The organism is Chryseobacterium takakiae (assembly GCF_900129385.1).
In the GTDB taxonomy this organism is placed as follows: Bacteria; Bacteroidota; Bacteroidia; order Flavobacteriales; family Weeksellaceae; genus Chryseobacterium; species Chryseobacterium takakiae.
Window position 1 is genome coordinate 34,016 of sequence record NZ_FQVO01000014.1, and the last position, 18,561, is coordinate 52,576.

The 18,561-nt window shown below is 37.3% G+C and carries 17 protein-coding genes and 1 tRNA gene; 12 read left to right on the forward strand and 6 right to left on the reverse strand.

Annotated features, from left to right (window positions below):
* Window positions 1–132 precede the first annotated feature (132 nt).
* Window positions 133–242 (reverse strand) — tRNA-OTHER (locus BUA76_RS19300).
* Between the two features lie 341 nt (window positions 243–583).
* On the reverse strand, window positions 584–1,966 hold the full coding sequence (locus BUA76_RS15875; RefSeq protein ID WP_072885776.1) for an RtcB family protein: 1,383 nt from the start codon (window positions 1,964–1,966) through the stop codon (window positions 584–586).
* A 97-nt stretch (window positions 1,967–2,063) separates the two neighbouring features.
* Here BUA76_RS15875 and BUA76_RS15880 point away from each other — a divergent pair, with 97 nt between their 5' ends.
* From BUA76_RS15880 to BUA76_RS19305, 4 genes are all read left to right on the forward strand, one after another.
* The gene (locus tag BUA76_RS15880; RefSeq protein ID WP_072885777.1) at window positions 2,064–2,393 is read left to right on the forward strand and encodes a HopJ type III effector protein; all 330 of its coding nucleotides are present in this window, start codon (window positions 2,064–2,066) and stop codon (window positions 2,391–2,393) included.
* A 108-nt stretch (window positions 2,394–2,501) separates the two neighbouring features.
* Window positions 2,502–2,777, forward strand: a complete 276-nt coding sequence (locus BUA76_RS15885; RefSeq protein ID WP_228408499.1) for a hypothetical protein — start codon at window positions 2,502–2,504, stop codon at window positions 2,775–2,777.
* Between the two features lie 103 nt (window positions 2,778–2,880).
* A complete protein-coding gene (locus tag BUA76_RS15890) occupies window positions 2,881–3,900 on the forward strand; it encodes a helix-turn-helix transcriptional regulator (RefSeq protein WP_072885779.1) in 1,020 nt (339 codons plus the stop codon).
* Between the two features lie 54 nt (window positions 3,901–3,954).
* Window positions 3,955–4,095, forward strand: coding sequence for a hypothetical protein (locus BUA76_RS19305; protein ID WP_178337351.1), 141 nt, complete (start codon window positions 3,955–3,957; stop codon window positions 4,093–4,095).
* Window positions 4,096–4,147: 52 nt separating this feature from the next.
* On the opposite strand, the gene BUA76_RS15900 is transcribed toward BUA76_RS19305, so the two are convergent.
* Together BUA76_RS15900 and BUA76_RS15905 are read right to left on the reverse strand one after the other, a co-directional pair.
* Window positions 4,148–5,332, reverse strand: coding sequence for a DUF1501 domain-containing protein (locus BUA76_RS15900; RefSeq protein ID WP_072885781.1), 1,185 nt, complete (start codon window positions 5,330–5,332; stop codon window positions 4,148–4,150).
* A 39-nt stretch (window positions 5,333–5,371) separates the two neighbouring features.
* Window positions 5,372–6,748, reverse strand: coding sequence for a DUF1800 domain-containing protein (locus tag BUA76_RS15905; protein WP_072885821.1), 1,377 nt, complete (start codon window positions 6,746–6,748; stop codon window positions 5,372–5,374).
* 238 nt (window positions 6,749–6,986) lie between these two features.
* On the opposite strand from BUA76_RS15905, the gene BUA76_RS15910 reads away from it, so the two are divergent.
* The 8 genes from BUA76_RS15910 (at window position 6,987) to BUA76_RS15945 (ending at window position 14,963) form a co-directional block, all read left to right on the forward strand.
* The gene (locus BUA76_RS15910; protein WP_072885782.1) at window positions 6,987–7,550 is read left to right on the forward strand and encodes a hypothetical protein; all 564 of its coding nucleotides are present in this window, start codon (window positions 6,987–6,989) and stop codon (window positions 7,548–7,550) included.
* 114 nt (window positions 7,551–7,664) lie between these two features.
* Complete coding sequence (locus tag BUA76_RS15915; RefSeq protein WP_072885783.1) at window positions 7,665–8,714, forward strand: glucokinase; 1,050 nt, start codon at window positions 7,665–7,667, stop codon at window positions 8,712–8,714.
* Between the two features lie 137 nt (window positions 8,715–8,851).
* On the forward strand, window positions 8,852–9,418 hold the full coding sequence (locus BUA76_RS15920; RefSeq protein ID WP_072885784.1) for a YceI family protein: 567 nt from the start codon (window positions 8,852–8,854) through the stop codon (window positions 9,416–9,418).
* A gap of 78 nt (window positions 9,419–9,496) precedes the next feature.
* Window positions 9,497–10,132, forward strand: a complete 636-nt coding sequence (locus tag BUA76_RS15925; protein ID WP_072885785.1) for a YceI family protein — start codon at window positions 9,497–9,499, stop codon at window positions 10,130–10,132.
* A 259-nt stretch (window positions 10,133–10,391) separates the two neighbouring features.
* On the forward strand, window positions 10,392–11,174 hold the full coding sequence (locus BUA76_RS15930) for a hypothetical protein (RefSeq protein ID WP_072885786.1): 783 nt from the start codon (window positions 10,392–10,394) through the stop codon (window positions 11,172–11,174).
* Between the two features lie 51 nt (window positions 11,175–11,225).
* The gene (locus tag BUA76_RS15935) at window positions 11,226–11,867 is read left to right on the forward strand and encodes an alpha/beta hydrolase (protein WP_072885787.1); all 642 of its coding nucleotides are present in this window, start codon (window positions 11,226–11,228) and stop codon (window positions 11,865–11,867) included.
* 109 nt (window positions 11,868–11,976) lie between these two features.
* Window positions 11,977–13,320: an ammonium transporter gene (locus BUA76_RS15940; RefSeq protein WP_072885788.1), complete on the forward strand. Its 1,344-nt coding sequence runs from the start codon at window positions 11,977–11,979 to the stop codon at window positions 13,318–13,320.
* 224 nt (window positions 13,321–13,544) lie between these two features.
* A complete protein-coding gene (locus BUA76_RS15945; protein WP_072885789.1) occupies window positions 13,545–14,963 on the forward strand; it encodes an L-serine ammonia-lyase in 1,419 nt (472 codons plus the stop codon).
* Between the two features lie 144 nt (window positions 14,964–15,107).
* Here BUA76_RS15945 and BUA76_RS15950 read toward each other — a convergent pair whose 3' ends face one another.
* A complete protein-coding gene (locus tag BUA76_RS15950) occupies window positions 15,108–15,953 on the reverse strand; it encodes a prephenate dehydrogenase (RefSeq protein WP_072885790.1) in 846 nt (281 codons plus the stop codon).
* Window positions 15,954–16,229: 276 nt separating this feature from the next.
* Window positions 16,230–18,509 (reverse strand): cation:proton antiporter, encoded by a 2,280-nt coding sequence (locus BUA76_RS15955; protein WP_072885791.1) that lies wholly within the window; start codon window positions 18,507–18,509, stop codon window positions 16,230–16,232.
* Window positions 18,510–18,561: the final 52 nt, after the last annotated feature.

The following is an 18,561-nucleotide window of genomic DNA, read 5'->3' on the forward strand; positions in this document are numbered from 1 at the left end:
TCATTAAAAGTGAAGTGTTATAGGAACTCCTTTTACCTAATAGTTTCTAAAAAAAGCGGGGAGTAATTTTCCAAAATTATAGGAACTCCCTTTGCCTTAAAGTTTTTTAAATTTTACCTAAATTTTGTTTTGAGGAACAGGCAGGACTCGAACCTGCGACCCACAACTTTGACGTTTACAGGAACTTTATTTGCCAAAAAGCGAAAAGTAATCTGTTGCTCTACCATCTGAGCTACTGTTCCTACCTTATGATTAAGGTTTTCATTAAACCCTACAGGCTTTTACACCTACAAGGTTCGGGTATTAGTTTTCTTTTTGTTAACGTATTGTTCTTAATCTGTTTTTACGGATAATTTTGAATTCCTAATCTTAATAATCCGACCTCGGAAAATGGAGCGTTAAGAAAATTAAAATTTAATCCGTTAAAAAATTTCCATTGCCTGAAGCGCGACTACAATTTTGAACCGAAGAACTTATCTTGAATTCGCGCAAGTTTTGGGAATTTTAGGATTGAGTTTTAATTTTTAGCGTAAGTTTCCAAGTCTTGAACTTTTGTTTCTTTTGTTTCAAGACAAAAGAAATTCTATGCCTTTCTAAACTTCTTCTTTTTCTTCCAGGGCGCATTCTTCTGCACATCACCTGCCATAATACATCCGTAAGGCATTACCTCATCCAATACTACACATAATCCGTATTCTTCAATTTGTGCACGTACATTTTTTGCACTTTTATAAGCGGTCGGAAGTTCTGAAATATCAATATCATTTGTAAAGAAACGGATGTCTAATCCTTTGGTTTCTTCTTCAAAAACTTCTTCAATCGTTTTATGGACCAGGGATCTTTTATGCTGGCTTCTGCTGAAATTTCTTCCTGCTCCGTGCGGTGCAAAACCCAGGTTTCTCTCGTTGGTTGTTCCCTGTACAATCAATACCGGTTCTGCCATATTCAGCGGAATTAATCTCGGACCTGTAATATCCGGCAGAAATTTATCATCCAAAGGCGTTGCTCCTTTAGCGTGGTAGAACAAATCTCCTTCTTTGAAAACGAAATTATGCTCATTCCAGTATCGGTCTTCTTTCTCGATTTCCATTTTGTTTAAAACCGCATCGTGAATAGAAATATGGTTTTCTTTCGTCCATGCTCTTATTAATTGCAAGGCTTCCCAGTATGATTTTCCTTCTTGCGTGTCGTAAGGAATCCATGCGTTTTCCTTTAACGTTTCCGGAGAGATTTCCATCCTGAATTTGTTGGCCACTTTCATTCCTTTATCATACAAAGCAGCTCCCGGAGCTCTTGAACCGTGATGGGTTACCAGCATCGTATTTCCGGTATTTTTTGAAATTCCGACAAACAGGAAATGATTTCCGTCGCCCTGAGTTCCCATATGCGAACGCGCAATGCTGATTAATTTTTCGTCATTCAAAAAATCATTTTCTCTGAAAGCATCCATGAGTTCCTGCGACATCGGCATCTGTTCGCCTCTCGGTCTTCCTCCGTATCCGAAATGGGTTACAGAATGGGCAACATCCAGCACTTCTTTAGGATCTGCTTTTCCAAAATCCGTCAGCATTACCGAACAGCAGATATCGGCGCTGTGAAATCCAGGGTGAATCGCATTTTTAGCAATAACCACTCCGCCAACAGGGATATGACCGGCAGGACCTGTCGGACAGGCATCCGGCATGATTGCTCCGTTAAGCAGGGTCGGCGTTTTCATCAAAACCTCCATGGTGTTGATTACCTTTTCCACATTATCGTTTTCGCTTTCATGTTCTGCTCTGATATTGATCACAAAATCTTTTGCCGTTTCGTGAAGCGGAATCAGCTCAGGCTGCTTAAATTGCTCCAGATATATTTTGATTTGATTTTCGTCTAAATTATTTTCATTAATGAATTCGATTGCTTCTTTAAACCATTTTCCTGGTCGGTATCCTAATTCAATTAAATTCGTTCCGTTAAATTCCATGTTTTTATCTTTTTGTTGATGCAAAGTAATAACATAAGTATGCAATGTTTTTGCGCAGTTGTAATTATTTTCATTATTTTTGAAAAAATTATATAAAATGTTTGAACAATTAGAAAGAGCTCCGGAAACCGTAGAATTTAAAGATGTTATTGCTTTTATTGACGAACATTATGATTTTACGCCGACGAAATTTATCAACGGAAATACGGTAAATGAAGCCGGGCAAAATAATGGATCGTGCAAGATCTTCAGTTTTGCCCAATTGAATGATCTTTCAAAAGAGGAAACATTGACCCTTTTCGGAGAGTTCTACAGAGAAGATGTCCTGAAAAATCCTGACGGAATTGACCACCAGAATATCAGAAATTTTATGGAATCCGGCTGGGAAGGAATTTCTTTTGAGGGAAAGGCTCTACAAAGAAAATAGAAATTTATATACAATATAGATTTAATAATTCCTTTAAGAAAGCCAATATAAATGAGATACAGGCAAGAGAAAATATTTTGCAATGGAAATTTCAAACTTATTACAGAAATGAACGAGTTTAGAATGTCTTTATGGATTAACGGTTTCGGATTGGAAAATGCACTGACAGGTGAACAAATTCTTCCATTACTTTCCCATTTTAATCTTGATACTATTGAAGAAGTAAATGAAGGGATTTTGAAAATAAAGTTTAGGATTTATCCTGATGGCTCAAAATATTATTCAGTAGAAATAGATCCATTTTCTAAAAGATTCAAATATGAAGAAAGGATTTATTCAACCGATTATTTTTATAAAACCATTACAGGAGAAGATTTTACGTAAATACTGTAATTTTTTTGATGGAGAAACCTTGAAGAAACCTTATAGGTTTTTAAAACCTATAAGGTTTGAGCTGTAATAAAAACATACCATTAATTTAAAAACGATGTCATCCAACAAAAACGCCCTGATCCGCTATAAAACCCTGGATAAATGCCTGAAAAACAAATACCGGAAATACACGCTGGAAGATCTGATCAACGAATGTTCCGAAGCATTGTTTGAATACGAAGGAAAAGAATCTTTCGTAAGCAGACGCACGGTACAGCTTGACTTGCAGAATATGCGCAGTGAAAAATTCGGGTATGAGGCTCCGATTGAAGTGTATGAACGGAAGTATTACCGCTACAGTGATCCGGATTACAGCATTCACAATATTTCCGTGAACGAAAGCGATCTGAAAGCCATGAACAATGCTGTGCAGATTCTGAAGCAGTTTAAGGATTTTTCCATGTTTAAAGAAATGAACGGGGTCATCCAGAAACTGGAAGATTCCATCCATGCTACCAGCCATAAGTCAATTATTCATCTTGATAAAAACGAACAGCTGAAAGGGCTGGAGCATATTGATATTATTTATGAAAGTATTGTCAGTAAAAAAGTGCTCCGTATTCTATACAAAAGCTTTACAGCAAGGGAAGCTAACAGTTTTACCGTTCATCCGCAGCTTCTAAAAGAATATAACAACCGCTGGTTCCTGATTTGTGTTTACAAAGGCAAAATGTTCAATCTGGCGCTGGACCGCATGGAACAAATTGAACAGGAAGAAAAAGCAGAATATATAGACCGGGATCTTGATGGCGATGAGTATTTCAAGGATATTGTAGGGGTAACTGTTTCCGAGACCATGAAACCACGACATGTTGTTTTTTTTGTAGATTCATCCAACGCACCTTATGTTAAAACAAAACCGTTTCATAAAAGCCAGCAAATTATCAGCGAGACCGAAGAAGGAACAATATTCAGAATCTGTGTGCAGATTAACTATGAACTGGAACGCCTGTTATTAGGTTTCGGGGAATGTCTTATTGTGCATCAACCAAAGAAACTGAGAATGAGAATGGAGGAGAAATTCAGATCGGGATTTAATAATTATAAGAACCTGCATTTAGATGATGAAAACTAAACCGAATTCTGAATGGCTTGGAAATTGTATTACCCAAAACACAAAAATAATAATATGAAATCAAGAATATTAAAAGCTGTGGTAGCTGTGGTAGCACCTTTGGTGATAGAATTTGTTATTAAAAAAATCGCTGAAAAGTTTGATGAAAAACCGGCAGAAGATAAAAAACGGGTTCCCGTACAAAACTGGGAGTAGTTAGATTTAATATTGTGAAAAAGAGGCTTTAATAAAAAAACAGCCTCTTTTTTTATATAAAATCGTAGATTCCATTTTTCCAGCCCAGAACTTTAGAAGAATCTGCTTTGAGCCAGTTTTTAAGAACAGTAGCGTATACTTTCCTGAAATCTTCGGAATAGATAAGATCGCCTTCATTCAGCCTGGTAAGGTCGGGTAATGTATTCAAAATTCCTTTTTTCTTAAGTCCGCCGCTGATAAAAAACATCTGGTTGGCGGTTCCGTGATCGGTTCCTTTGCTTGCATTCTGGGCAACCCGTCTCCCGAATTCCGAAAAGGTCATCAGTAAAATATTATCAAAAAGGCCATTGCTTTTCATATCTGCCACAAAAGATTTAACGGCTTCATTAATATCATTGAAAAGTTTCTGCTGTCTTTCATTCTGATTAACGTGCGTATCAAAGCTTCCGATGGAAAGGTAATACACCCGTGTATTGATATCTGATTTAATTAATGAAGCGACCGTTTTAAAATCTTTCCCCAACTGAGAATTAGGATACGTTTGTGTGGTTTGTTTCGCTTTGCTTTTTTCAAAAATATATCCGGCATTGTTGATGGTAGAACCCAATGTCTGGTAAAGATAAGAAACGGTTTCATCATCATGATGATGATCATAGAGCGATTTAAAATATTTCTCCTGGCTGGTTTGGTACAGTCTTTTGGGGTCTTTAAATGCAAAAGCTTTATTTTTTTCACCTTTTAATGCAAGACTGAGTATATCATCTACTTCCAGAGCCTGGGTGGGATGTTCGCAGCGGTAGCATTCTTCATCGAGAAATCTTCCGAGCCAGCCGGTTTCCAGGTATTCATCACTTTTGCTGGCGGAATGCCAGATATCCATGCTTCTGAAATGGGATTTGTCGGGATTCGGGTATCCAACATTATTCATTACCGAAAGTTCGCCGTTGTCGTGCAGCTCCTTAAAATAAGAAAGGGCAGGATTAATCCCCGTTTCGTCATTCAGAGACAATGAATTGTTGATGGCAATGCTGCTTCTCTCTTTAAAATAAATATCATTCCGAACCGGGATTATTGTATTCAGTCCATCATTTCCTCCCGTAAACTGCAGTACGATCAGGATTTTCTGATTAGATTCCAGCGCATCATCCAAGGTCATCGCTTTAAGGAAATTCGGCATCAGCAATGAAGCGGTAGCCAACGAACTTATTTTCAGGAATTCTCTTCTTTTGATTAACATAAAGTCAGGTTTTGAGTTAAAGACTGCAAGCAGGTTAAATTACATGAGCTGATATTCAGGGGTGGACATTAAATTAATAACGTTCATTTTAATGCTGCTATCCGAAAAATTTTTAACAGAATTCATGTCTAAAGATTTTGAATTCTGAATCAGATATTCTGCAGGGTTTTTTCCGCTGAAAACTTTTTCCACACGATCCCAGTCGATGGTTATATTAGGATTTTTAAAAGCTTTGTTTAAAGCATTTTCACGGGATTTCATTCCCATGTCAATATCATCATCCGGCCGCGGACTGTATTCTAAAGGCCGTAAGCCCGACCAGATCTGCGGGATCTGGAGCCTTAACATCAGCGTGGAGCTGTCGATCCAGGATTTTCCGTTCGGCCAGCCGGAAACATTCGGAGGATAAAGCAGCATTTGTCCCAAAAGCTTCTGGTAAACAATCAGGTTTTCGGGATTCTGGATGTTCATCGGCAGCGTACGCATGATTCCGGCCATCAGTTCTATCGGCGATTTTATTCTGTTGCCGATATTTTTCTGATCATAAAACCACGAGCTTGAGAATATTTCGATCATCAGTTTTTTAATATCATAGCCGGATTCGTAAAAATGATCTGCAAGCTGGTCAATAATTGCTTTATCTTCAATTTCATTGACAAAAAAACGGTAAATTTTTGCAGTAATAAATCGTGAGGTTGCTTTCTGCTTAAGAATAATATCTAAAACTTCGCTTCCCGTAAAGTTTCCGGTTTTACCTAAAAATGTTTTGATACCTTCATCATGAAGCTTTTTTCTTTCCTGGAAATTTCCTTCTTTATCATAACCCCAGCCTGTAAAAGCTCTTGCTCCTTCCCGGATATCTTTTTCGGTATAATTTCCTCTTCCCATGGTAAAAAGTTCCATTACTTCACGGGCAAAATTTTCATTGGGGTGGTCTTTTTTATTTTGCTGATTGTTAAGAAAATTCAGCATTGCAGGAGCCTGACCTACCTCAAACAAGAGTTCCCTGAAATTTCCGAGCGCATTTTTTCGGATGACATTCAGGATTTGCCGGTTGAATTTCGGATTCTGTACTCTCGAAGCAAAATGTCCGTGCCAGAAGAACGCCATTTTTTCCCTAAGCTGTTCTCCTGTAACCATTTTATACAGGAAGTTAAGATTAAGCTCTTCATTCTGCCGGCGGTTGATTTTTTGTATTTCTTTTCTTCTTTCCGCAGGGGATTTGTCATTCATATAATCCAGCGTTTCCGTATCCGGAGTATCATAATTGATATAAGTAAAAGCTTCTTCCTTCAGCAAATCGTCAAGAAAATTTTTTGAGCTTTTATTGGTAAGATCTTCAAACTGGTGAATCCCGGCGCCAAAACCTGCGCGCCAGAGAAGATGTTTATTTCGGATAACGGACTCAGTTGCCATAGCTTTAATTTGCATTTTGGATGGTGTCGTAATAATAATGTTAAATAGAATAACGGTTAATAATTGTTAATATTGGAGATGAACTTATTTACGCATGAAATAATTTAAACAATCATTTAAATTTAATGAATTGAAAATCATTATTTTGTAATTTAAAGAAGATGTAAATTGTCCGGAAACACCGTGGTTGGCACGATTTTTACAGTTTTCAGTTTAGTAAAATTAAAAAATCAGAGTTATGAAAATGTTAAAACACGCAATTTTATTTGCCGGGATTTTTACTGCTGGAGCCTTGAGTGCACAAAGTGCGCAGATGAATAATATGATTAAAGTAGGAGCAAATGTAGGTTTAGCAGTTCCGTCTGATAACACTTCTATGGCTGTAGGTGTAGATGTAGCCTATCAGAATCTGGTAACTCCGGGATTCGGATTAGGTATCGCTACAGGATATTCCCATTATTTCGGAAAAGATAACAACGGATATAGCAATAACGATGTAGGTGTAGTTCCTGTAGCTGCCTTATTGAGAATTTATCCGAAGCAAACCGGGTTTTATTTTGGAACAGATTTAGGGTACGGCTTTCTTGTTGGAGATGATAAGGTAGCATCTAATACAACCCTGGACAGGCCAAGCGGTGGTTTTTACCTAAAACCGGAGATCGGCTATCACAATCAGGACTGGAACTTCTTTGTACAATATCAGAAGGTATTTGTGGGAAGCAAAGGAGATTTGCCGGGCCAGGACTACAATGTGGGTAACATTGGCGTAGGATTTTCCTACAATATTCCTTTAGGAAAGTAGTTAGATTTAAATATAAGCAATTATTAGCCAAACCTTTTCGAGTTTTTGAGAAGGTTTTTTATTTCTAACGAAAATTTACGAAAAGTATTATTATATTTGATAAAATTTGAGGTTATGATTTTGAATCCGAAATTTCCGCTTTATTTACCAGGAGTAAAAAATGCCGGCAATGATAACATTTCTATCATTGGCGCAAACCTTCGTGAAGATATTACGACTTTAGGCTATTTTATTTCCGCCAACGAAGGCCTTAAACTTGAAATCCAGAATATATATCCTACCAAAGAATATGCTTCATTTGGAGATATTTTAAGGAAATTCATTCAGGATAATCAACTTGAGAACGTTAAAAGACTCAGTCTTGCAGTTCCCGGACCGGTGCTCAACGGCAAAAGTAATCCGATACGATTGGGATGGAACCTTGATATTGAAGAGCTTAAAAAAGATTTTAATTTCGAGAGAGCAGATATGCTTAATGATCAGGAAGCTTCTGCCTACGGAATGGGACTTCTGGAAGATTCTGATCTTGATCCCATTTATACCAGCGGAAATCTCGAAAAAGGAAATGTGGCCATCCTCGCTCCCGGAAATGGGCTTGGAGAAGCAGGGTATTTCTTTGACGGAAAGTATATAAGACCGTTTGCAACAGAAGGAGGGCACTCAGAATTTTCTCCAAGAACCAATGTTGAGGTAGAATTTTATCAGTTCCTGAATAATATCTACGGCATTGTAAGCTGGGAAAATGTATTGTCAAAAACAGGATTATTCAATATTTATCGTTTTTTAAGAGATGTGAAAAGACATCCTGAACCTGAATGGCTTGCTCAAAGACTGTCTGAAGGAAATTTTGTTCAGGAATTGTACAAGGCAGCTGTTGAAGATGATGTATTGATCTGTAAAATTACGCTGGATACCTTCCTGGAGTTCCTGGCAAGAGAGGCGAATAACCTTACCTTAAAACTGAAAGCAACGGGAGGATTGTTAATTTCAGGGGATATTCCACAGGAAATCAGATCCTATATTGATAAAGACAAGTTCTACGAAAAATTCAAGATTAGTGATAAAATGGAAGAAATGCTGAGAAATATTCCTATTTATCTCAATAAAAACGAAAATACAGCTTTGAATGGCGCAGCGCTATACACTGCTTATTACCAAGACTAACTTTAAGCTCCGGGTTTTCCGGAGTTTTTTTATGAATAAAATTATTGTATTAATTGATATACATCAATGAAATCTATCATTTCTGTTGATTACATTTGCATCAGTAAATAATAAACAAGCAAATAATTTTTATCAGAATGAAAAAAATATTTTTATTAGCAGTATTAGCGAGTGGTCTAGCATTCGGACAGACAAAAAAAGTGGTGAGCTCTGATGTGCAGTGGTGGGGCTATAAAATTGCAAAATCTGAATCAAGCTCACACTATGGAACCGTAAAGGTAAAATCCGGTGAAATGGTAATGAAAGGAAATCAATTGGTGGGTGGTACTTTTGTGTTGGACATGAATTCTATCAATGCAACCGATCTTTCCGGAGAATATCAGCAAAAGCTAAACGGACACCTTAAAAACGGGGATTTCTTCGAAGTAGAAAAATATCCTACTGCGACTTTTAAAATCACTGGCATTAAGAAAAACAACGATAAAGTGTACAATTCTTTGGTAACAGGTAATTTAACGGTTAAAGGAAAAACCAATACTATTTCTTTCCCGGCGAAGATTACGTATGCTAACGGAACCGTTAGTCTGGCATCAAAAAAATTCTCTATCGACAGACAAAAATTTGATGTTGCTTACAAATCTACTATGCAGGATGTACTTGTGAAAGATGATATGGATTTGCAGGTAAAAGTAACAGCAAAATAATTTAATCAAAAAAAGATTGTTAAAAGTGTAGAAGTTCTACACTTTTTTTTATTTTTGTTGAATTGTAAATAAAAAAGAATGAAAAGATTACTATTGTTTGCGATGATGTGTGTATGCATGTCATTTGTTTTCGGTCAGAAGAAAGGAGATAAAGTGGTAAAAGTAACATCGTCGGAGATCAGATGGTGGGGATATAAAGTGGTGAAAACGGTTCCTACAACGCACTCGGGGACGGTAAAGCTGAAAAGCGGAAAGTTTACTTTTGACAAAACCGTTCTTATCGATGGAGAATTCGTGATCGATATGAAGTCAATTATGGCAGGTGATGTTTCAAGCCAGGATGAAGATATGGTAAAACTAACGAATGATCTTAAAAGTTCAAATTTCTTTGATGTTAAAAAGTTTCCGTTGGCAAAATTTCACTTAACGAAAATTATTCCTTTGGCAAACAGCGAGTATAACTCTACAGTTTACGGAGATGTAACCATAAAAGGTGTTAGAAAAACCATCACCTTCCCTGCAAATGTTTATATTACACAGTTCACTGTGGTGATAGAATCTGCAAAATTCTCCTTAAACAGAAGAGATTTCAAAGTATTCTACCAATCTTCTCTTAAAGATTATTTCATTAAAAACGAAATGGATATTCAGTTTAAAATTTCTACTGAAAAATTGGATAATGAAAACAGAACTCCGGTAAAGAAGAAGAAATAATTACATTAAAATTATACTAAAAAAGTGACTTCATTTGAAGTCACTTTTTTAGTATAATTTTACTTGCGGAATACGACTCTTGTTTTTTAAGTGATTTATATACTTAATAACTTAAGATATTGTTGATTTTGTTCTGAATAATATTTTAGTCTAATCCAAGTATATCTTTTTTTTTTGGATTATTTTTTTGATTTCCCAATCTATTGTTACATATTTGCTATTGATAACATTGAAATAATTATATTAAAATTACACGATCATGAAAATTAAAACTATTCTTTTATTCTTATTTACAATTAATTTTAGCATTAATAATGCACAGGTTGGTATTAACACAACAAATCCAAAAGGAGTTTTGGATATTACTTCTGCAAATTCAGCAGTGGTTCTTCCAAGACTTGCAGATCCTGTATCGGTTGTTACTCCGGTCGCAGGGATGATATTATATGATTCAACCAACAAAGCAATAAGATATTTTGACGGTAGTACATGGAATACGTTAATATACAGTACGCAGCTCACGAAACCTAATGAAGGAGTGGTGAAGATTAATGCTGGTGGATCTAGTGGTGGCGTAAAACCGAGTTGGAACAATACTCCGGCTAATACCACACGACAGGTTACTTATTCGTCGCCCTTAGTATATGCTTCTTCTCCTACAACAAGCTGGCCGGAAAACTCTACAGTTAGCGACATTAAGATCTATAACGGAGGACGATTTTTAGAAAATGAAGTTTTAGGGCAGGTGCATCAATGGAGAGTTATTGTCAATTATACCAAAAGCTCAAATATATTAAGTCAGGATATCAGATTCATTTTACGAAATCCTTCTTCAGGTTTCAGGCTTGAAGTTAGTGGTGTTATTCCATCAGGTAAAACGAGTGGTATTCTTGTATACAATTTTACATCAATTGCAGACCAGGCGAGCCTTCCAAGTCCTTTCGGTACAGGTAACGGGTATATATTAGAATGGGTAGCCTCTGATGATATTACAACCTTAAATATTGATAGCGTTACAAGAATTTCTAATCATAAAGATTAATTTTTATATCATATAAAATCATGTCTTGATGCTTTTTTATATTTTAGTAGTATGAAAATATATGTAGTAAGCGGTCTTGGCGCAGATTTTAAGGTGCTGGAAAAAATACAATTTCCAAAGCAGCATGAAGTGGTTTTTATTGACTGGCTGATTCCGGAGCAGAATGAGGAATTTCAGCATTACGTGCATAGAATGGCAGGAAAAATTGATGATTCGGAACCATTTTATCTCTTGGGATATTCGTTTGGCGGAATTCTGGTTCAGGAAATAAACAAACTGAAGCCTGCGAGAAAAGTAGTGATTATGGGAAGTATCAGATCAGATAAGGAGAAGTCAGTTTTAATAAAGACCGGACAGGTGACCAGAATCCCGAAACTTTTACCTGTAAGGTTTTTCAATGAAAAGACAACAAACATTTATTCTATATTTCGTAAATTTTTTGATCCCAAAAATCCAAGGATTTTGCAGTATTTTCAGGTGAGAGATCCATACTACCTTAAATGGTCTATTGAAAAAATATCTGATTGGAAGTTTGAAGAAAATCCTGATGTTATACAGATTCTCGGAGATAAAGACATCGTTTTCCCAATCAAAAACTGCCGTCCTGATTATATTATTAAAGGGGGCACTCATTTGTTTCCTGCAACAAAATCTAAGGAAGTGTCCTATATTTTAAAGGGGGTGTTTAAATAATTTTATTAATTATTTGTAAATATTGCGTTAAGAAGTAGGGGTTAAAGTATTTTTTTTATGTTATTTTGAAAATTTATGCTTACTTTTGGAGGGGTAAAACATAAATTGTATGACAGTTGGTTTAAAATGGATCGTTTCATTTTGCATTATTACACTTGTTGCCGTTGGCGGATTATTCTGGAGCCCCATCGCAGATTTTCCGAATACCGGCGAATTCCTGGCTGAAGAAAATATTGTAGGTGCCGATGTCGCATGGATTCTTGCTGCTGCAGGACTGGTGCTTCTCATGACTCCCGGGCTTTCTTTCTTCTACGGAGGAATGGTCGGCAAAAAGAATGTAATTTCTACGATGTTGCAGAGCTTTATCGCGTTGGGAGTGATCTCGATTCTTTGGGTAGTCATCGGTTTTTCTTTATCCTTCGGAGATTCTATTGGCTTCACATTAAATGGTGAACATTACGGAATTATCGGAAATCCATTAAGTTATCCTTTTTTCAGCAGAGTAGGAGTGTTGCCTCATAAATATATGGCTTCTACCATTCCGTTTATTTTGTTTGCTTTATTCCAGATGAAATTTGCCGTTATCACCCCTGCTTTGATTACCGGATCTTTTGCAGAGCGGGTACGTTTCATCTCATATCTTTTATTCATGGTGCTTTTCAGCATCTTTATCTATACTCCGCTTTGTCACATGGTTTGGCATCCGGACGGACTTCTCAACAAATACTTCGGGGTGAAAGACTTTGCAGGAGGAACGGTTGTTCATATGAGTGCAGGCTTCGCGGCGTTAGCCGGTGCTTTAGTTGTAGGAAACAGAAAAAGACCGCATCATGAGCCTTCTAATATTTCCTATGTAATCCTGGGAACCGGAATGCTTTGGTTCGGATGGTTCGGATTCAATGCCGGTTCGGCACTTAGTGCCAATGCTACAGCTGCGACAGCATTCGGAACCACAACAATTGCCTCTGCTTCTGCGATGATGACCTGGATTTTCTTCGACCGTATCAATAAAAGAAAGGTTTCTGCTTTAGGAGCCTGCATCGGTGCTGTGGTAGGTTTGGTAGCAATTACTCCGGGATGTGGCTTTGTTTCGGTTTCGGAAAGTTTATTCATAGGATTTATTGCCGCAATTGTTTCTAATCTGATGCTCAACTGGAAAGCGCTGAAAAAAATAGATGATACGCTGGATGTATTTGCCTGTCATGGAGTCGGCGGAATTATGGGAATGATCCTTACCGCAATTTTCGCACATGGAGAAAATGCGAGCCTTCTTCATGGCGGACTGGAAGTTTTTGCACATCACATGGCGGCTTTGCTGTTGGTTTCCGTATTTACCTTTTTCGGATCACTGCTTTTATATAAAATAACAAACAGTATTATTACCCTGAGGGTTTCGGAAGAATCGGAAGATCTTGGATTAGACATTTCCCAACACGAAGAAAGCCTGTGTTAAAGGAAGATGTGTATAGAGTGAATTGTCAATAGTGAATTGTGAATCTATTGAGATGTGGATTTACATTGACAGCGAAGCGAATTGACAATTCACCATTGACATAAAAAAATCTACTAGTGTTCATATAGTTTTAATTAGAAAGCCGGAGCTGATTTTTCATCTCCGGCTTTTGCATTTGGATTTATCATGTATCTTTGTGATAAAGAAAAAGGAAGAATTTCTATATGGAATCAATATCGGTTTTTGAAATTATAAAAGTGGGGATTGGCCCGTCCAGTTCTCATACAATGGGTCCGTGGAATGCGGCTTCAGCATTTATCAGAATTATAAAAAGGGAAAGATCAATTGCAGAGGTAAAAGAAGTGTTCCTTGAATTTTTTGGCTCCCTGGCTAAAACGGGTATCGGACACGGAACTGATATTGCCGGAATGTTAGGATTAAATGGCGAAGATTTTAAAACGATTGATACCACCAAAATTGATGAAAAAATAGATCAGATTAAAAGTTCTCAAAAAATCAACCTCGGTGGCGAAAAAGAAATTCCCTTTATATACGGGCATCACCTGGTTTTAAATATGAAACAGTCGCTGGATTATCATCCGAACGGAATGATCTTTAAAGCCATTTTTGAGGACGGAACTGAATTGGTTCAGGATTTTTATTCTGTAGGAGGAGGTTTCATTATGAGCCAGGAGAAAAAATCTATTGAAAAGCATTGTATCCGTACCTTATATCCGTGTCATAAATCTTCAGATATTGTAAAATATTGTGAGAAACTCGGCCTTACCAGAATTTCAGATCTTATTTTAATGAATGAAGAAAGCTGGAGGTCTCAGGAAGAAACGAAAAAAGAAGCGTTGTATATCTGGCAGCAGATCAAAGAATGTATCTATAAAGGAGTCAACAAAGAAGGTGTACTTCCGGGCGGACTTAATGTTTCCCGCAGAGCAGCCGGGATCAACAGAAAATTATTAGGAGATAAAATCTATAAAAACAAAGATGAATGGTTTCAGCAGGTGGTAGATGCGGAAGAAAATTTCACCAATATCAATAAATGGATTTCATGTTTTGCATTGGCGGTAAATGAAGAAAATGCAAGCTTCGGAAGAATCATCACGGCACCCACGAACGGCGCCAGCGGCGTTATTCCGGCGGTGTTGATGTATGCGCAGGCCTTTACCCCTTTCACGAGTGAAGACGATATCATCCGGTTTTTGCTGGTGGCAGGAGAAATTGGTACTTTATTTAAGAAAAATGCAACCATTTCCGCGGCGATGGGCGGCTGTCAGGCTGAAGTTGGCGTTTCATCTGCAATGGCTGCAGCAGGGCTTACGGAAATTCTTGGCGGCAGTGTAGGACAGGTTCTTATGGCGGCTGAAATCGCTATGGAACATCACTTGGGAATGACCTGCGACCCGATCAAAGGATTGGTGCAGATTCCGTGTATTGAAAGAAATACAATGGGCGCCATCAAAGCAATCACTGCGGCAAATATCGCGCTGGAAAGTGATCCGGCGAAAGCAAAGGTAAGTTTGGACCAGGTCATCCAGACCATGTGGGAAACTGCTTTATCGATGAATGACCGTTTTAAAGAAACCTCCGAAGGTGGTTTGGCGATAGCTGTGAACGTGGCGGAATGTTAAGGTTAATTTAAATTAAAAATAAAAAATCCTCAGAATGAATATTTCTGAGGATTTTCAATTAATATTGTAATTCAGGTGACTTTACTTACTTTTTCACCGTAATATCAGGCTTCCCCAAACGAAGTTCTTGTTTAAAATTATTATTTATTTATCCAAAATTCCCCTTATTTTATTGGCATTGGAAATCAGTTCTCCAAGATATTCGTAATTTTCTTTTTCTAAAGCCGATTTGAATTTTCTTAACTGCGAAATATGCTCATTAAGCACATCAAGAACATTTTCTTTATTTTGCTTAAAGATAGGAACCCACATTTCCGGGTGCGATTTTGCCAGTCGGACGGTACTGGAAAACCCCGAGCTTGCAAGCTGGAAAATCGTTTCTTCTTCTTTTTCCTTTTCTAAAACAGTATTCGCCAAAGCGTAGGAAGTGATATGGGAAATATGGGAAATATATGCCGTGTGAACGTCATGATCTTCTGCATTCATATAAATCGTATGCATATCCAGGCTTTCAACAATTTTCTCCACTGTTTTCAGGGCGTCTTCCGAAGATTCTTCCTTATTGCAGATTACTCCTGCTTTTCCGGCAAAACTTTCTGACACAGCAGCTTTCGGACCGCTGTTTTCCGTTCCCCACATTGGGTGAAAGGCAACAAATCTTGATCTGTTGGGATGGTTTTTTACAGCCTGTACAATTCCGGCTTTGGTAGATCCGGTATCCATCACAGTCTGATTTTCAGAAGTAAGATCCAACACTTGGGGCAATATTTTTCTTGCCGCATCCACCGGAATCGCAAGGATAATGAGATCGGAATTGCTGATTCCGTATTCAAGATCTGCATGGGCATCAATGATATTTAATTTTAATGCTTCATTCAAATGATCAATGCTATTATCGATTCCATAGATAAAGTCTGCTATTTCCTTCGATTTCAGTTTCAAGGCAATTGATCCTCCAATAAGGCCTACTCCTACAATACTTATTTTCATCTATTTAAATTTAAAAATAAAAAACCCCGCCCAAGGACGAGGTTATGTTTATCTATATAAGAAATCCTTATCCCAAAGCTGAGCTAAAAATTCCGTAATAATATGTTCCGTTTTTTGTAATCACGAGACAAAGGTAACAATTTTTTTAATTGAAATTAAAAAGTGAATGGTGAATTTTAAAGTCAATTAACTTCGTTGTCAATTAGCATTACTGAATAATTCATGTGAATGTAAAGAATTGACAATTGACTTGCAAAGCAAATTCACCATTGACTTTTAAGGATTACTGATGATCAGTGTTGAAGGAATATCGGACAGCCATAGGCTCTTACTGTCGATCAGATTTTTCCAGCTTTTGCTACTGATCAGCATTAAGTCCTGAGAAGTGAGAAATTCTTTTTCAATTTTCTTCTCATTATATAAAGTGATGTGATTGGGGGCAACCTGCTCAATACTTCGGATCAGTTCTTTTACTTCAATATTGCTTCGGATCTGTCCGGCAACATCAAGGATGATGATCTGGGAATTGTTATTGTTGATAAGCCTTTTGGCATATTCAAGAAGATAGAAATCGCTAAGATTAAATATCGGAACGAATACTTTGTCTGCCGATCTGAAATTTTTATCCACCATGATGCCTACCGGGATATTGGTTTTATCTAAAATCTGAAGGGTAAAATCATCAAAAGGAGAGGTGTTGAAGATATTGCCTTTTCCTTTTACGGTATTGAGCAGCTTTTCGGGATTGATGATCTTGGTGGTGAACCCTAATAGTCTTCCGAGTAAACTTCCTTCATACATCGATTTTCCCAACATAATGAGCAGGAGATCATAATTTCCTTTGTTTGAAATATGGGTAAGATCACTTTCAATGTCTGTAGAAGCTTTGAAAAGAGTAGTCACTTTCAGATTGAGTTCCTGTGAGGTATCAATTACATTTCTGAACTGTTCGTTTTCATATTCATTGATATCGTAGGCATGCATTTCGTTTACCGGGGCAATATTCATTGCGGTGATGTTCTTATTGGCGTTCATTTTTTTTGTGAAATCATGCGCAAGCTTCAGGAGCGTACTTCCGGATTCGGGATTATCAAAAGAGAGTAAAACTCTGTATTGCACATCATCATCAACTTTATTTTCATCTTCTTTTTTAGATTTAAAAATAAAATTGATAAAATCCAGTGCTGGTCCGGTCATAAAAGTGGTAAATAAAGCCATAATTACCATCATGGCAAAGATTTCAGGACTTAAAACGCCAAGATCATATCCTATATTCAGAACAATTAATTCCATCAGACCTCTCGTATTCATTAATGCTCCGATGGTAAGACTTTCTTTCCAGTTGATACCTAAAAATTTAGCCGTTAATGTACTGCCTGCAAATTTCCCTACAACAGCGGTGAGGATAATAAATCCTGCCGTAATCCAGAGGTGACCGTCATTCAGAAGTCCTATCTGTGTACGAAGCCCGGTAAAAACGAAGAACAACGGAAGCAAAAGCACGAGTGCAACATCTTCTATTTTTTCAATAAACATCGTTCGGAATTTAGTATTTTCCGGCATGATGGCACCGGCCATAAAAGCCCCGAATAATGCATGAATACCAATAACTTCAGTAGTGTATGCTGAAAGAATTAAAGTTAAAAAAAAGATAGCGACCATGGGTTTGTTGATCGTATTTTTTCCGGCCTGAAGATCTCCGATTCTTTTTAAAAAAGGCCTTACGATTTTTATCATAAGAAATACATAGGCTATTGCCATTAAAATCACGTAAATCGAGCTGGCAAAAGATCCTGCTTTTACAATAGCAATTACCGCAGCCAAAATACACCAGGCTGTAATATCATCTGCCGCAGCACAAGTAATCACTACGGTTCCCAGCTTGGTTTTCTGAAGATTTCTTTCCTGAACGATCCTTGCCAAAACCGGAAAAGCGGTAATGCTCATGGCAATCGCTATGAATAAGGCAAAAGAGGTAAACTGGATTCCGTCAGGAGCAAATTCCCGGTAAATAAAATAAGACAAACCTACTCCCAGAGCAAAAGGAATAATAATGCTGGCGTGGCTTATCACTACAGCATCATGTGCTTTTTTTCTCAATACACTGAGGTCCAGTTCCATACCTACGATATACATAAATAGAATTAGCCCGATCTGGCTTAAAAACTGTAAATTCCCTAATGATTCTTTCGGGAAAAGAAATGCTGAAAATTCAGGGAAGTACATTCCTACCAGTGAAGGTCCCAAAACGATTCCGGCAATCATTTCACCGATTACGGACGGTTGTTTGATCTTGATGCAGATCCATCCGAAAAGTCTTGCGACAAGAATGATAGTAACAATCTGCGCCAATAATAGTGCTAACGGATGATGGAGGTTTTCTAGGAAGGATTCTGTAAAACTTTGCCACATGGTAGAACCTGTGTTTTTAGGCGGGGTAATATTTTCTCTGATTTCCAGTGTTTTTCCTTCAACAAAAAACCAGTACATCAGCATCGAAAAAAATGCAATTGTGCTTACGTAAAAAATAATATTCCTGTATTTTCCAAGTTTCATAGTCCCGATTTTTTGCAAAATTGGTAAGAATAAACTTATAACAGATACTCTT